Annotated in this window: 13 protein-coding genes; 10 read left to right on the top strand and 3 right to left on the bottom strand. The window is 45.1% G+C overall.

Annotation, left to right across the window (positions count from 1 at the left end):
* Positions 1–159: 159 nt before the first annotated feature.
* The 6 genes from HF312_00620 (at position 160) to HF312_00595 (ending at position 6,249) form a co-directional block, all read left to right on the top strand.
* Entirely contained in the window at positions 160–1,128 is a 969-nt protein-coding gene (locus HF312_00620) for a ring-cleaving dioxygenase (GenBank protein ID MCU7518686.1), read from the top strand.
* A gap of 15 nt (positions 1,129–1,143) precedes the next feature.
* Positions 1,144–1,785: a phospholipase gene (locus tag HF312_00615; protein MCU7518685.1), complete on the top strand. Its 642-nt coding sequence runs from the start codon at positions 1,144–1,146 to the stop codon at positions 1,783–1,785.
* Between the two features lie 223 nt (positions 1,786–2,008).
* Entirely contained in the window at positions 2,009–3,043 is a 1,035-nt protein-coding gene (locus tag HF312_00610) for a UDP-glucose--hexose-1-phosphate uridylyltransferase (GenBank protein MCU7518684.1), read from the top strand.
* Positions 3,044–3,075: 32 nt separating this feature from the next.
* A complete protein-coding gene (locus HF312_00605; protein MCU7518683.1) occupies positions 3,076–4,758 on the top strand; it encodes a sodium:solute symporter family protein in 1,683 nt (560 codons plus the stop codon).
* 19 nt (positions 4,759–4,777) lie between these two features.
* On the top strand, positions 4,778–4,978 hold the full coding sequence (locus tag HF312_00600) for a hypothetical protein (GenBank protein ID MCU7518682.1): 201 nt from the start codon (positions 4,778–4,780) through the stop codon (positions 4,976–4,978).
* An 11-nt stretch (positions 4,979–4,989) separates the two neighbouring features.
* Positions 4,990–6,249 carry a galactokinase gene (locus HF312_00595; protein ID MCU7518681.1) on the top strand — a complete coding sequence of 420 codons (1,260 nt, stop codon included), beginning with the start codon at positions 4,990–4,992 and terminating at the stop codon, positions 6,247–6,249.
* 197 nt (positions 6,250–6,446) lie between these two features.
* Here the strand turns inward: HF312_00595 and HF312_00590 are convergent, their stop codons facing one another.
* Together HF312_00590 and HF312_00585 are read right to left on the bottom strand one after the other, a co-directional pair.
* The gene (locus HF312_00590) at positions 6,447–8,015 is read right to left on the bottom strand and encodes a T9SS type A sorting domain-containing protein (GenBank protein ID MCU7518680.1); all 1,569 of its coding nucleotides are present in this window, start codon (positions 8,013–8,015) and stop codon (positions 6,447–6,449) included.
* A 398-nt stretch (positions 8,016–8,413) separates the two neighbouring features.
* Entirely contained in the window at positions 8,414–8,698 is a 285-nt protein-coding gene (locus tag HF312_00585; GenBank protein MCU7518679.1) for a hypothetical protein, read from the bottom strand.
* A gap of 349 nt (positions 8,699–9,047) precedes the next feature.
* On the opposite strand from HF312_00585, the gene HF312_00580 reads away from it, so the two are divergent.
* Both HF312_00580 and HF312_00575 read left to right on the top strand, forming a co-directional pair.
* A complete protein-coding gene (locus tag HF312_00580; GenBank protein ID MCU7518678.1) occupies positions 9,048–9,755 on the top strand; it encodes a hypothetical protein in 708 nt (235 codons plus the stop codon).
* Entirely contained in the window at positions 9,752–11,977 is a 2,226-nt protein-coding gene (locus tag HF312_00575; GenBank protein ID MCU7518677.1) for a T9SS type A sorting domain-containing protein, read from the top strand. Before HF312_00580 ends, HF312_00575 begins: the two co-directional genes overlap by 4 nt.
* Positions 11,978–11,993: 16 nt before the next feature.
* Here HF312_00575 and HF312_00570 read toward each other — a convergent pair whose 3' ends face one another.
* Positions 11,994–12,446, bottom strand: a complete 453-nt coding sequence (locus tag HF312_00570) for a heme-binding domain-containing protein (GenBank protein ID MCU7518676.1) — start codon at positions 12,444–12,446, stop codon at positions 11,994–11,996.
* A 195-nt stretch (positions 12,447–12,641) separates the two neighbouring features.
* Here HF312_00570 and HF312_00565 point away from each other — a divergent pair, with 195 nt between their 5' ends.
* Both HF312_00565 and HF312_00560 read left to right on the top strand, forming a co-directional pair.
* On the top strand, positions 12,642–14,414 hold the full coding sequence (locus tag HF312_00565; GenBank protein ID MCU7518675.1) for a peptidase: 1,773 nt from the start codon (positions 12,642–12,644) through the stop codon (positions 14,412–14,414).
* Positions 14,415–14,657: 243 nt separating this feature from the next.
* Positions 14,658–15,269, top strand: coding sequence for a hypothetical protein (locus HF312_00560; protein MCU7518674.1), 612 nt, complete (start codon positions 14,658–14,660; stop codon positions 15,267–15,269).
* The last annotated feature ends 12 nt before the right edge of the window (positions 15,270–15,281 follow it).

The following is a 15,281-nucleotide window of genomic DNA, read 5'->3' as shown; positions in this document are numbered from 1 at the left end:
CAAAAAAGACAAAAGATTTAAGGGGAAAAGTGCTCTCTTTGTTTCCTTATAATCTCCGGCTTTTTTGTTCCTGGAAAGGGAGTTATGGCTTTAACTATTGGCTTGAAGGTATTGCCTCTTTTACTTAGTAATAATTAATAATAAGAAATGAGGCTTTAGATGGCAGAAAATAAAATAACAGGAATTCACCACATTACGGCAATTGCGGGTGACCCGCAGAAAAACCTGGACTTCTATACGGGCATACTGGGGCTCAGGCTTGTCAAGAAGACCGTGAACTTTGACGCTCCCGACGTGTATCATTTTTATTATGGCAACGAAACCGGGGATCCCGGAACCATTCTTACTTTCTTTCCCTTCGGGGATATACAGAGGGGGCGTAACGGAAAGGGAATGATCAATACCATATCATTTTCTGTCCCGTCTTCTTCAATGGAATTCTGGGAAGAACGCCTGCATAAATTCAGCGTTAATTATCATTCTGCGCAGGAACGCTTTGACGGCGAGGTCATAATCTCATTTAAGGATCCGGACGGGCTGCAGCTTGAACTGGTATTTAACGACAGGGACGCCCGGAACGGATTTACATATGGACTTGTTCCCCTGGAACATTCAATTAAAGGATTTTTCAGCGTGGAGATCTGGGAGGAAGGTTATGAAAGAACTGCCGGTATACTGACTGCGCAGCTCGACCATAAACTCATTACAGAAAAAGGCAACCGCTTCCGTTTTGCCGCGGATGATTCACCCGGCAACTATGTGGACATTTTATGCACTCCCGACAGCCTCAGGGGCCTGGGCGGAAACGGCACGGTCCACCATATGGCTTTTTGTACTCCCGGCAAGGAATCGCAGCTGGAAGTAAGGCGCGGAATAGCTGAAAGTATGCTCAATCCAACGCCTGTAATCGACAGGCAGTACTTTGAATCTGTCTATTTCCGCGAGCCGGGAGGAGTGCTCTTTGAGGTTGCAACAAGGCCTCCGGGTTTTACAGTCGATGAAAGCCAGGAGCACCTGGGAGAGGACTTTATGCTTCCGCCGCAGTACGAACCTCACCGCAGGGAAATTGAAAAGGCGGTGAAGCCTGTAAAGCTGAATCTGGAGAAATTCCGCCGCATGTATTTTTAAAAGAAGGCTGTAATTATGCTGTTAAATTCAAAAAATCTGGTTATGGCGGGCAGGGATGTTTCCGAGGCAAAAAAGGCACTCGTCATGATACACGGCAGGGGGGCAGACGCCAGGGACATCCTTTCACTTTCAGAATACCTGAACGTAAAAGACTTTGCGCTTCTTGCCCCTGAGACTGAAGGAAACACCTGGTACCCTTATTCTTTCCTTGCCCCTCAGAAGCAGAATGAACCCTGGCTTTCCTCTGCCCTGGAAAAGCTTGGAGATATAATAAGGGACCTGAATGAGGCGGGAATTCAGGACGGGAATGTCTACCTGCTCGGCTTTTCCCAGGGCGCCTGCCTTACGCTCGAATTTGCAGCGCGTAACGCAAAAAAGTATGGCGGAATTGTAGCTTTTACCGGGGGCTTAATAGGGGAAAGGATCCATCCCGAAAACTACCATGGCGATTTTTTTAACACCCCGGTTTTTCTTGGCACCAGCGACCCCGATCCCCACGTGCCCCTGGAAAGAGTGAATTCAACTCTGGACATCCTGCTCCGGATGAACGCTGATGTTACATTAAAAGTGTATAAGAATATGGGACACACAATCTCTCAGGATGAGATTAGTGAGGCTGACAGGCTGATCTTTCCCACAAAAACTCCGCCTCCCTGAACGTAACTAAAAGACGCATTTATAATTCTTTTGTAATTGTCAGGGAAAATAATTCACTGAAACCTTGACACGCTGCCCTTAACTTTATAAATTGCATGCGTTTACGCATCAGTATGCCCATTTGAATAAAACGGTGATAAACAGAAACTGCAAACGCCGGCGCCCCTTGTCCGATTCTTGTGTTTAAATAATAAAATGTTTCTAAATACAAACTGAAGGGTCAATGCTAAATAATAACGTTCATAGAAGACTAAATATATTAACCGGCGAGTGGGTGCTCGTTTCATCTGAAAGAACTAAACGCCCCTGGCAAGGACAGGTGGAGAAAGTACCTCCGGAAATAAGGCCTGAATACGACCCCAATTGTTACTTGTGCCCTGGAAACGTGCGCGCAAACGGGGAATATAACCCTCAGTATAAATCAACCTATGCCTTTAATAATGATTTCAGCGCCCTCAGGCTGGATACGCCTGAATCCACACTTAATGATTCTGATCTCCTTATAGCACGCTCTGAAAAGGGCCTCTGCCGCGTCGTGTGCTTTTCCCCAAAACACAACCTGACGCTTGCTGAGATGGAAATTGAGGATATTAAGGAGGTAATAAGAAAATGGAAAGTGGAATATGAATCTCTTGGCAGTAATCCTTCCATTAACTACGTGCAGATATTTGAAAACCGGGGGCAGATCATGGGGGCCAGCAACCCGCACCCTCACTGCCAGATCTGGGCTGAGGAATCTCTACCCGTTGAGCCTGCAAAGGAACAGACGAGACAGCTTGAATACTTCAGAAAAAAACAAAAAGACCTCCTTCTTGATTACCTTTCGCTTGAAGTGGGGAAAAAAGAACGCATCGTCTATGAGAACGAATTATTCGTTCTCCTGGTCCCGTTCTGGGCCGTCTGGCCCTTTGAAACCATGATAATACCAAAGAGGAAAATTAAGAGCATTTTGGAGTTTTCAGAAGACGATATAGAACTGTTTGCAGAGGCACTTAAGTACTGCACAGTAAAATATGACAATATATTTAACGTGTCGTTTCCTTACTCTTCCGGGATTCACCAGGCTCCGACCGACGGGAAAGACCACCCTGAGTGGCAGTTGCATATGCACTTCTATCCGCCTTTATTGCGCTCGGCTTCAATTAAGAAGTTTATGGTCGGCTATGAAATGCTCGCAAACCCGCAGAGGGATATTCTGCCCGAGAAAAGCGCTGAGATATTAAGATCCTTGCCAACGGAACATTACAGCAGAAAATAAATATATCTATTACCTAACCAACAGGGGAACTTATGGAGTCTACTGGTTTTAGTGCTATCGGCCTGACGTATGTCGACTGGCTCATAATTGTGATATATTTCGCCTTCATACTGGGTATTGGCCTTTATCTTAAAAAATTTACTACAAGCGAAAAGGATTTCTTCCTGGCAGGAAGAAGAAACTCCTCCTGGGTGGCAGGACTTGCATTCTTGTCTGCTAACCTCGGGGCACTGGAGCTCCTCGGTATGACGGGAAATACGTTCCAGTACGGAATGTATGTGGCCCATTTTTACTGGATCGGCGCAATCCCCGCAATGCTTTTCCTGGGCATTTATATGATGCCTTTTTACTACAGCAGCAAAATCAATTCTGTACCCGGATACCTTAAGGTCCGCTTCGACGAGAAAACCAGAGTACTCAACGGATTTTCATTTGCAATAATGACACTCCTGGTCTCAGGCATTAACCTCTATGCAATGGCACTCGTACTGCATACATTTTTAGGCTGGCACTGGGACGTAAGCATGTGGGTATCGGCAATCACTGTTGCCGCATACGTATCCTTAAGCGGACTTATGTCTGCGATTTTTACAGAAATCATCCAGTTCTTCCTGATCTGGTTCGGCCTTTTCCTCGTCTCAATTATGGGTATTCTTGAGATCGGGAGCATTAAGGAGATTTTTGCCAGGATACAGGAGTTCCAGACCACTTCGATGAATACTCTATGGTCAACCTCAGGCGACCCATCGCAAAACGGCATGATGGTTACGTGGGGTGGCATCGTACTGGGTCTCGGATTTGTCCTGTCATTCGGATACTGGACCACGGACTTTCTTGTCGTGCAGCGCGCCTTCTCGGCCAAGGATCTGCGCTCGGCCAGAATGACCCCGATACTTGCCTCCTTCTTCAAGATGGCGCTTCCTTTTATTGTCATTCTTGCGGGCCTTATTGCACTTGTATTGTCACACGATCCTAAAAGCGGGTTCCCGATGCTCAAGGCAGGGGAATACGACCAGGCACTTCCTCTTTTAATTGCAAGGTATTATCCTTCCGGACTTGTGGGCCTTGGCGTAACAGCCCTTCTGGCCGGCTTTATGGCAGGGCAGGCAGGCAATATCAGCGCTTTTAACACAGTTTGGACATACGATATTTATAAATCCGTAATAAATAAAAACGCTTCAGATAAGAACCTCCTCTGGATGGGCCGCGCTGCAACAATCGTCGGCATTATTATCTCAATCGGTACTGCCTACTGGGCAAAGAGCTTCCCGAGCATTATGGATTATATGCAGGCAATCTTCTCCTGGGTCAACGCTCCCTTGTTTGCTACCATGCTCCTTGGAATGTTTGTCTGGTGGATTACCCCCAACGGGGCTTTCTTCGGACTCATAACAGGAATGCTTTCTTCGTTTGCACTGTTCCTTATAGACAAGATGAAATGGATGGACCTTACATTCATTACACTTTCCAATAAGCCGAGCGTCATGGCAACAAACTTCTGGAGAGCCTGGTGGGCATGGCTCATCTGTTTTGTTGTAACCATAGTTATAAGCCTCTTTACAAAGAAAAAAGATAAGAAGGAACTTGTGGGGTTTGTCAAGGGCCTGACCGCTGAGGCCCCAGAAGAGAAGAACATTCCCCTGCTTGAAAAGCCAGAGTTCTGGGCCGTCATTTCACTTATTATCTTAATTGCAATAAATATCTATTACTGGTAATATAAAAGGAGATTTTCTTATGAAACCAATCTGGTATTTTGTGGGGCTTATACTCGTCGTTATGGGACTGATTGTTTTACTTGCAGGCTTTATGCTTTATTTTAATCCTCCTGCCAAAATAACCGTCCTTGCCTCAACTCATCCCAATTTCTGGTGGGGCGGCATAATGGTTGCCTTTGGCGGCCTGTTTATTCTGAAAAACAAAAAGGTGAGGCAGTAAGAGCATACAATATGAGAAACAATAATATGGAATTAAAGGAATTATATAAGAATAACGGAACACTTGAGGCACAGACCTTCAGGCTAAGAAATCTTGAGAAGTACTTTAATGAAAACTTTGAGGCCTCAAAGCCTGCATTCTTTACGAGTCCCGGCAGGATTGAAATAGGAGGCAACCATACAGATCATAATAACGGACTGATTCTTGCCTCCGCAATTGACACAGATACAATTGCCGCTGCTCAAAAGAATAACCTTAACAGGATAAATTTAATCTCAGGTAATCTTAAGTCCAGGTTTTCCGTTGACTTAGGAAACCTTCATATTCAGGAAGCAGAAAAAGGAACGACCTCAGCCCTAATCCGTGGAATGGCGGCAAAATTCCTCCTGGAAGGCCACATGATCGGGGGATTTGACTGCGTGCTACAGAGCGATGTAGCCATAGGATCAGGCCTCAGCTCATCGGCCTCTGTTGAAGTATTGATAGGTGCAATATTAAATGAATTCTATAACGCAGGAGGTGTATCTCCCGTGGAAATTGCAAAATTCGGGCAGTATGCTGAAAATAATTTCTTCGGAAAACCCTGCGGACTTATGGATCAGCTCGCAATTGCCGTTGGCGGAATAGTCTTTGTGGATTTCTTTGACAAGGACAATCCCAAGGTTGAAAAACTGAATGTTAATTTTTCTGACTACGGCTTTGAGGCGGTCATTGTCAACACTGGCGCTACACACGCAGATCTTACGGATGACTACGCCGCAATCCCTTCCGAAATGAAAGCCGTTGCAGGATACTTTGGGAAAAGCCTCTGCCGCTTCATTAAGCGCAGTGATATTCTGGATAACATGAAAGACCTCAGGATTAAACTGGGCGACCGTGCGGTCTTAAGGGCTCTTCACTTCCTGGAGGAAAATGAAAGGGTTAAAAGGGAAGTCCTGGCTATTAAAAATGGAGAGATAACCGAATTTTTGTCTTTAATAAAACAGTCCGGCGATTCTTCCTTCAAGTTTCTGCAGAACATATACTCGAATAAAAACTATAAGGAGCAGAGCGTTTCAATTGCACTGGAATTAACAGAGTACTACCTGAAGAAAAACTTCAGTCGCGGAAGCTGCAGGATCCACGGTGGCGGCTTTGCCGGCACAATCCTGGCGTTTGTGGAACACAATCTATTTGATGATTATATGTCCCTTATTAACAGGGCTTTGGAACCGGGTTCTGTGCACAAGGTGGAGGTTCGTGAATACGGCGCGTGCAGAATAAAATTATAAATTATTTATTAAGGATTAAGACTGTGGCCCCGGGAATAAGCGCTCACCCCTTTGGAAAAGCCGCATAAGGTGAAGGTGTTTATAAATGCTTAAAGGCAAAGGAGCCAGGAGCAAGTTTCCATAGGGCTGTAACTTCCTGGAAAGAAAAAGGGCAGGGATGTGATCCCTGCCCTTAAAAATGCTTCAGATCGGAGTTATTATTTTAGAAGCATGAGCTTTTTGCTGGCACTGAATTCACCAGCCTGAATTGTGTAAATATATATTCCGCTGGGAAGATTTGAAGCATTGAACTGAACTGAATGCATCCCTTCTGTCTGCTGTCCGCTTACAAGAGTTGCAACTTCCTTGCCCAGTATGTTATAAACCTTCAGACTTACAAATCCTGCTTTTGTAATCGTGTAATTGATTACTGTTGAGGGATTAAAAGGATTAGGATAGTTCTGGCTTAACTGATAGCTTCCTGGAACTTCTCCATTCTGGCTGTCCATTGCTGTTGCAGCCTTGGCTGCGGTCAGAATTACAAGGTTGCTAAGTGTGTTCTGCTGGAATGTAACGGTGTTTGATGCTGTGCTGAGGGTTGCATTGTTAACGGCTACCCACTCACCTGAATTATTATCCCAGTACTTGGCCGTGATATTGTTCTCTGAGAAGCTGCCGTACTGAAGCTGATAATCATTAAAATGAAGTTGAACCTGTGTGGTTGAACCAAGGTTCATATGGCTTCCTCTCATGCCGTTACTGAGCATGGCGTTGTTGCCCGCTTCGTCAAACATGCTGACTTCATAGGCTGCAAGAACATTTTCATCCTCCTGGTTCGGAATGTCACCCGGCATAAGTTCAAGTATCTGTCCGTACATCTTGTTTTTCATCATTCCGCCCATCATTCCTCCGGCCCATCCGGGGTTAACCGTTACAGAGCTCAGTGAATCAAAAGGTGAGTGGAACTTCATATGTTTCCTCATTTCACGTCCGATCCAGCTTCCGCCAAGTTCCTTTCCAACAATGGAACTGTCGAGCCACTGCTGTCCGTTTATCTTGAAGACTATTATCACAGGCTTATTGTTGCGGTTAAGCAGCCCGCCTGTAACTTCTACATTATCGCCGTCTTTGGGCCTTACTGCGCCTGACGAAGGTGTGTACCAGTACGGTCCGAAGTTAAGGCTGTAATCAGGCAGTGAATCGTTATTGGTATCGATCGAAAAACGTTCATTGACAAAGGTTGTATCGACAAATACTTTACCTGATACAGTAACGGTTGTAAGGGAATCGTGCATGGGACCGAATCCGTAGCCCTTTGGACACTTTCCGCCGTGGAACTTGTCGTGTGAGTTTTTACCCATCCTGTTCCACGTGGCATCAAAAGGATCGCGCCAGAAGAGTCCGTTTATTTCATAAACAACTACCATCTTAAGGCTGTCACGTGTAAGACGGCCTGGCTGCCCGCCTTTTATAGTCACCATGTCGCCGTCCAGAGGCCTTACGGCGCTGCTGCTGTCAGGCTTGTACCACTTGGGTCCGAAGTTCAGTTCATACTCGGCCGTACCGTTTTGATCGGTGTCGAGCAGATACCTTGTGAACTGGCGGACCACAACAGTGTCCTTCCACTTTAGCGTATCCTGTATGGTTATGGTTTTAACTATTACTTTTCCGGTAACTGTTACCGTCGTTAGCGAGTCGGGGCGGAAGTGCCCGTGCTGCGCCATGAGGCTGCCGGTTAAAAGTAACAGGGTAACAAGAAGCAGAGCGTTAAATTTGGTTGCTTTCATTCATGTTTCTCCTTTAAGTGTTGATTAAGATATAATTGAGAAGCAACACTTGTGCCACCCGAATTTTGCCCTGTTTTGCCCTCCTTTAGCTTCTTCAATGAACCGCCTTCGGCAAAAAAGTCGAGCTTTTTCGGCGTTTAGGTCGAGATTAACGCTGCAAAAGTATATGGCTATACTCAGCTGCCGCGGTCAGTGGTCCTCCCCAGAGGATTGAAAGCCTCCGGGGCGCAGTCCGGCGGTCGGGCTGATAGGTTTAATTTGAGGAATCATATATCCGAGCAAATACTATATACTTTCCGTTCGGCGAAATCGCCGGGGTGAGCAGATAATATTCTCCTTCAGCTCTGCTGCGTAAGAGCCTTTTGCCCGACCCATCAGGATTTATTACGTACAAATCATCATTTTCCTTGTATAGAATTCTGCTCCCGTCTCCTGAATGCCTCCTTTTCCATGTAGATGATCTTGCTGTCATTAAAAATGAAATGGGGGCCGTATAAATATTTACTTGCATCAATTTTTAGTACGTTTTGTTCGTAGCTGCCGCTGATATCCATCGTCTCAAGCTTTTCTCCATTTGAATAGACTATTTTACTCATATCTTTTGAGAAACTTGGGGGATACATGGAATTGATATTTTTCTTGCTGCTCAATTGAGCGACATTTCCGCTTGTTACGTCCATCATATACAACCCTTTTTTATTTCCCCAAAACAGTTTTTTGCCGTCTGGTGAAAGTGAAACAGTTCACATTACGCAAAATTTACTGGCATTCCACAGAAAAATAAAATAATTTTCGTAAGGCGTTCAGGGATCTATAGCCATAAAATACTGTTAATGATGCAAATAATTTCATCAAAGGAATACCGGAGGGACTATCGTAATAATTCTACCGTGCTGATGTTATCCCCAAACAAACAGAGAGGTTAATCAAATGATTAATTCAAATCCTTTATTGTCCCGTAAAATCATGCGGTGTTTTACTTTTCTTATTATTGTAATCCTTCCCTTACTTGTCTATGCTTGCAGCGAGCCAATGGAACCTGAACCGCAGGTCATGAACGGCCTGACTGGCCGGGTGGTTGATTCATCCGGTGTTGCACTCGATAGCGTAAGTATATACTGCTATTATTCATATTATCCGGGCAGTACGGGTTCCAACTTCGAAATGAGTCTTCCTAAAAGGCTTAACAAAACGGCTAGTTTCGATTTTTCTTTTTCCGGAAACTACCCTAATCCTGTCTATAATTCCACATATATCAAGTTTTCACTACCCGGGAAGTCACATATCGGTATTTCCGTTACACGAAACTCAGCCGCTAAAGCCTCTTATCTCCATTCAGGTGACTTCGAAGGAGGTCTTTACCAGTATCAATTCAAGGACATAGTCGATAGCCTTAAGCTGATGAATGGGCCCTATACAATCAGGTTTTCTGCCTTAAGCGACAGCGGCAGGCAATTTAATGCCTCTTGCCCCATGTTTGTTATTAGTGACCGCGGAACTCCCAATGCGGCTGCAACTTCCAAGGGGGAATATTACCTTCCTTTCAGTGAGGCTTTTGTGGGCGATTCGGTTGTTACACCCGGTAGTGACTATATGAGTTACTATAAACGTTATCTTGGCAATTATGTCTACCTTTATGTAAAACGAAGAGGATACATGCCTCTTGTGATGCAAATTGCCCTTTACCGGAATTTACTTCTGCACCAGGATATAGTTTTATATAAGGAGAATATGAAATGAAAAACCGTGTTTTGTATTTGGCGCTAATCCTCATGTTTTTTCATTGTGCTATATCTGCCCAGAGTTTCTGGCAGCCCGTTGCCCCGGTGCCTCCCACAATGCGTGTATATTCAACATGCGTAATCGGCAGTAAGGCCTATTTCTGGTGCGAATTCGGACAGGTATATTCTACAGGTGACGCCGGAAATTCCTTCACATTTTACCCATGGTATACACCTTTTGATAACTCGGGCTTCGGGGACAATGTATCCAGCGGCATCTCCTTTGCAGACAGCCTTATTGGCTATATAACTGATAGAATCCGCGGTGAGTTCAGAACTACTGACGGAGGGCACCACTGGGTAAAGGTGTCTCCGGACTATGCAGGTGCGCAGATGGTTGGATTCGCCAGTCCAAAGGTGGGATTTAAGTGTGGAGGCGGCGGATTTTTTAAGACTACGGATGCAGGCCTGACATGGACGTACTTGCAAACACCTTTATTTGATGAAGGGAATATCAATAATATGTTTCTTCAGGATGAAACAAATCTCTGGATTCTGAAAAGTCATTCATATGGAACTTACTCCGGGGCTGGAATTTGGCAAAGCTCCAACGGAGGGAAAAAATGGACTAAACTGAATACCGGCATTATATCGGATTCTCTCAATGAGGTCGTTTATGCAGACTTCCACATGAATCCCACCGGGACAGGTTATGCCGCAGGCAGAATCCATAGGGTTCTGCAGAAGCAAACATATGGCATTATTCTTAAAACAACTGACTTCGGAAAATCCTGGACTACTCAGGAATTCCCCGGTGAATATTACAATAAGCTTGAAGTTATAAATGACAGTACATGCGTTGTCTTCGGGAATTTTGACGGATACTACGGAAAAGTTTGTTACCGCCGGACGGGCAATATGGGGCAATCATGGGAAACAGGCAGTGACTTCGAGGGCCGGGGCAACTATAACAGTTTTTACTCATCGGTATATATCCCTACACAAAACTCCATCCTCGTTTCTACAGTTTCGGGGATTTACAAATCCACTGACGCCGGGAAAAGCTTTACAAGGCTAACTTCCAACAGGGACGTTTATGCCGGTGAGGTTTCGTTCGATAACAGACCCCGGTCTCCTGAAACTCAACTCTCAGCTGTTGTGGCTCCTTATTACAAGGATCTTATTGTAAGCCGCGATGGAGGCAGTACATGGATACTTAAGCACCTCCCTAAAGATTTTAACCTGGATTTTACCCATCTGAGTATTTCCGGTAACTGTATGTATCTTACCGAAAGACAGTTCGTGCTCTATAAATCTACAGATTTCGGCGACAGCTGGCAGGAAATCTATTTTGACCATTACGGAGGGGTTTCGGGCGTTTATGCTCTTAGCGCCGATAGCATTGTAGTGCAGGGTTATCCCTACCTCTGCACTACTGCCGATGGTGGTAAAAACTGGCGCTATGCACCATTGACAGGAATATTCCTGAATGAAATTAAAATGTACAGCGGCTTTAAGGTATTAGGAACAGGAGGACTTGATAGGCAGTCTTCCAGGGTTGGAATTATTTACTCATCAACTGACGGCGGGAATAACTGGCGCGTGCAGGATATTGCTGCTAATGAACTCACCCATGCTGAATTTATTGATGACTTAACCGGCTTTGCTATCGGCGGAAGAAAAATCTATGCTACTCGCGACGGCGGCAACTCCTGGAAGGTTATCAATACTGATGCCGTGGCTTTTACGTTCTACGACAAATACAGGGGCGTAATTTTAACTGAGAATTCTTCACTCGTTACCTCTGATGCCGGACTGACATGGAAAAAGGGCAACCTTAACTTTAACAGCCTTGAAGCAAAGCTCTTCTTCAACAGAAGGGGGGACCTTTTCGCATCTTCTTATTCAAGGCTGTATATATATCCTGATGCTCTGTCTCAGATCCCTCCGGCTCAAAAGGAGTATGTACCTGTAGAAAATGCCTTCAGGGTTTACCCAAACCATCCGAATCCCTTTAATCCGGCAACTACAATCCGGTATGAGATACCTTCAAAGATTCACGTTGAGCTGAAAGTTTTTGACATGCTTGGCCGCCAGGTTGCAGAGCTGGTAAATGAAGAGCAGTCCGCGGGAGAATATAATGTGCTCTTTAACGGCTCATCTTTACCCAGCGGAGTCTATATATATTCAATCCAGGCGGGGAAGCATAAGGAATCAAAAAAAATCATGCTTATTAAGTAAATAATTAAAACCGGGGCTAGTGTTTTACACTGAAAGTCTTTTCAATTCCTTTGACCAGGTCAAGCTTTTCGCCTTCGTCAAGCCGGGCTTCAGGATGCATCCAGAGATACGTCCTTGGCGGCATGTCGCCGTCAAATATCTCCTCGATCATTTTTATTGCCCGCTCTGCTTCTTTTTCTCTTGTGTAGGTCCATTCCGAGAAGTTTAAGCTGCTCCGGCCCTCGTGGACGTCGCTTGCAACGAACCATGACACCGGGGCGTAACAGGCGTAATTGGGCCACGTGGTTTCATTGCTGTGGCAGTCGTAACACGCCCTGCGTGCAAGATTCCCGGCATTCCCGGAATTCCATCTTATGACTGCAGCTTTCCTGGGATTGTCCCTGTCAACCTGAAAAAACTGAATGGCTATCAGAAGAAAGAGTACTCCGATAATAGCCCATAAAATAAGCTCCTTCCGTTTCTCCTTCATACCTCCTCCGGTTATCTGCAGGGAAGTTGAATATTTAAAATAAATTATACAAAATTCCTGCAAATTATCATACCCCGTTGCATCCCCGGTTCCCGTCTCATTTGAAATTCACCCCTCAAATTTATAAATTATTGCATCAATCTATTCAGGGGCGCTGCCTAGGGCAGCACAATAACTTTTTCAAAAGGAGCCTTTATGAAAAAGAATTTTCCGCTGTTTTTACTCCCTGCAGCATTATTTATTCTGTCAACAATCCCATACGCGCAGGAGACATACTACGTACGACTTGATACCAGCCGCACAATCAATGTTACACTTGTACCCCAAAAGCTGTCGGCTGAAAATAATGTTTACCAGTTTGCTGCTACCGCGCCCGGATCGTACCAGACGATGGATATGGGGCGCTTCGTAAAACAGTTCCGCGCCTTCGATGCCTCGGGAGGCGAAATTACAACAACCCATTCGTCACTTAATCAGTGGTCAATTTCAGATCCCGGAAAGGTCAGGAAAATTGAGTACGTTATGACAACAACTATGGATACTCACGTCGACAGTAACTTTGTCTATCCGATGTGCGGCTCAAGCCTGGGGAATGATAACGCGCTTTTGAACGGACAGACATATGCGGGATACTTTAAGGGTAGGCAGTCAGCTCCCGTTAAAATAAAACTTGAATACCCTGAGAACTGGACGGCCGGCACCGCTCTCGAAAAGGATGCCGATGGGTTTTATGAGGCTGAAAACTTCGACAGGGTGGTGGATTCCCCGATTCTTCTCGGGCGCCTTACAAAGTCTTCATTGAACGTCAGCAGAACAGATGTGGACGTATATACATATTCAGTTTCAGGCCGCCTTACATCCGACAGCTTACTTGGCTCAATTAAGGATATTCTTCAGGCTGAATCTGAATTCATGGGAGGCCTCCCGGTTAAAAAATACACATTCCTTTTCCAATTCGGCAAAATGTCATATGGCGCGTGGGAACATTCCTTCAGTTCCGATTATGTAATGGAAGATGAACCCCTCAGCCCCCAATATAAAGAACTGCTCCGCACAGTGGTTGCGCACGAGTTTTATCATATCTTTACGCCTCTTACACTTCATAGCGAGCTCGTAGGAAATTTTAACTATGAAAAACCCGTTATGTCGCAGCACCTCTGGCTTTATGAGGGTGTTACAGAATGGGCCGCAAATATAATGCTGCTCCGGACTAATAAGATTACGCTGGGCGAATACCTGAAAAGAATGTCGGAAAAGCTGGCCCAGAGCAAAAGCTACGAGGCCAATGTAAGCCTGAGGGATCTGGGCGTGAACAGCGTCAGAATGCAGAGGGAGTATGCCGACATCTATGCCCGCGGGGCAATAGTAGCTGGACTTATGGATCTCAGGCTGCTGGAGCTTTCACATGGGAAAAGGGGATTAAGGGAAGTGCTGCATGAACTGTCGCAGCAATACGGCATCAACAAATCATTCAGCGAGGCAACATTCTTCGACGACTTTACGCGCATGACATACCCCGAAATTGGCGACTTCTTTAAGCGCTACATAATAGGCAATGAACCGCTGCCAATTAAAGAATATTTCAGCAGTGTGGGAATTGATTATGCCGACTTTGCCGGTTACGACACTTCAAAGGCGCATTCAGGACTTTCTATGACAGTAGCCAATAATATGATTGTAATTAATAGCATCGAGCCAGAACAATCTTCGCTCGACATTAAGAGGGGAGACATTGTCTTTAAGGTTATGGGTGACACTCTGACACTGCAGAACGCCATGCAGAAGACTGTCCAATTAAGAAAACTAAAGACGGGCGATGAGCTTCAGCTGACGCTCTTAAGGAATAAAATTCCTCATGAGGTTACATTAAAAATGCTCCCTGTTAAACGCAGTTTTGTCTTTAAGGAAAATCCTGATGCCACGCCTGAAGAACTAAGCCTCCGCCAGGCCTGGATGAGTTTGAAATAAGTATTCCATTTGGGGCGCGCCTTTTTCCATAAGTCCCGGGCGCGCCTCTTGTACAAAACTTCGAACTTTGAATCCGCCCCTGCGGAAACCTCGCACATTGTATTTTATCTTATTCATCCCCTGTATTCAAAACTATCCACAAAGCGCTATAAATCCTCAATATTTAAATAAATTCCCCTCTGGTACGGATTATGTTCTATAACCATTGCAGACTCATTATTGAAAATTTCCCGGGGGTTTACAATGCACAGAAAATACGTAACTTTTGCCGCCCTTGCAGCACTTCTGCTTTCCTTTACAGGATGCATAGAACCTGTCTACTTTCAGCAGACCGAAACCCCGCCTAACCTGGAAGGCTTCCTGGGCTTCAGGTGGGATACTCCGATGAGTATCCTGGACGACCGCCTAATGCAGACACTTGACGTTATTCCATGTGAACACTATTACGATTTTTACAGCCTTGCCTACGAGAACTATTACTTCATGGATAAAAAAGCATCCCAGTGTAAGTTTATTTTCAGGGTGGGATTTGCTGAGGCAAAACTTATTTTCCTGCCCGATCCTCAGAATACTTATTCCGATCTTGATTATTTCCTTGAAAGGCTCTCAGAGATTTACGGAAACCCGGAGCAGGTTATACTCTCGGACTTTAAGAATCCTTCTTTTATCGAGGGGTACTTTTGGTTTGAAGGAAGATTAAGCCTTACTCTTTTACCCGGAGACGAAATTATTATTGACGCATCGGAATATTCTTCATATGGTCTGCATCATAGGGAAGTTTATGTAAGCTCCGGGATACCTGATGATAATAAAGAAGTTTTCAGCCCCTGCTTTTGGGGAAACACTGGAAACTAATCCCGCCTATGT

Source organism: Ignavibacteria bacterium, from assembly GCA_025612375.1.
Taxonomy (GTDB): Bacteria; Bacteroidota; Ignavibacteria; order Ignavibacteriales; family SURF-24; genus JAAXKN01.
Note: the sequence above shows the minus strand (reverse complement) of the source record. Positions and strands in the feature narration are given on the sequence as shown.

What these genes read in the sequence shown, in the direction of transcription:
- HF312_00620 (MCU7518686.1), top strand. Translation starts at nt 160, where the DNA reads ATGGCAGAAAATAAAATAACAGGAATTCACCACATTACGGCAATTGCG.
- HF312_00615 (MCU7518685.1), top strand. Translation starts at nt 1,144, where the DNA reads ATGCTGTTAAATTCAAAAAATCTGGTTATGGCGGGCAGGGATGTTTCC.
- HF312_00610 (MCU7518684.1), top strand. Translation starts at nt 2,009, where the DNA reads ATGCTAAATAATAACGTTCATAGAAGACTAAATATATTAACCGGCGAG.
- HF312_00605 (MCU7518683.1), top strand. Translation starts at nt 3,076, where the DNA reads ATGGAGTCTACTGGTTTTAGTGCTATCGGCCTGACGTATGTCGACTGG.
- HF312_00600 (MCU7518682.1), top strand. Translation starts at nt 4,778, where the DNA reads ATGAAACCAATCTGGTATTTTGTGGGGCTTATACTCGTCGTTATGGGA.
- HF312_00595 (MCU7518681.1), top strand. Translation starts at nt 4,990, where the DNA reads ATGAGAAACAATAATATGGAATTAAAGGAATTATATAAGAATAACGGA.
- HF312_00590 (MCU7518680.1), bottom strand. Translation starts at nt 8,015, where the DNA reads ATGAAAGCAACCAAATTTAACGCTCTGCTTCTTGTTACCCTGTTACTT.
- HF312_00585 (MCU7518679.1), bottom strand. Translation starts at nt 8,698, where the DNA reads ATGATGGACGTAACAAGCGGAAATGTCGCTCAATTGAGCAGCAAGAAA.
- HF312_00580 (MCU7518678.1), top strand. Translation starts at nt 9,048, where the DNA reads ATGGAACCTGAACCGCAGGTCATGAACGGCCTGACTGGCCGGGTGGTT.
- HF312_00575 (MCU7518677.1), top strand. Translation starts at nt 9,752, where the DNA reads ATGAAAAACCGTGTTTTGTATTTGGCGCTAATCCTCATGTTTTTTCAT.
- HF312_00570 (MCU7518676.1), bottom strand. Translation starts at nt 12,446, where the DNA reads ATGAAGGAGAAACGGAAGGAGCTTATTTTATGGGCTATTATCGGAGTA.
- HF312_00565 (MCU7518675.1), top strand. Translation starts at nt 12,642, where the DNA reads ATGAAAAAGAATTTTCCGCTGTTTTTACTCCCTGCAGCATTATTTATT.
- HF312_00560 (MCU7518674.1), top strand. Translation starts at nt 14,658, where the DNA reads ATGCACAGAAAATACGTAACTTTTGCCGCCCTTGCAGCACTTCTGCTT.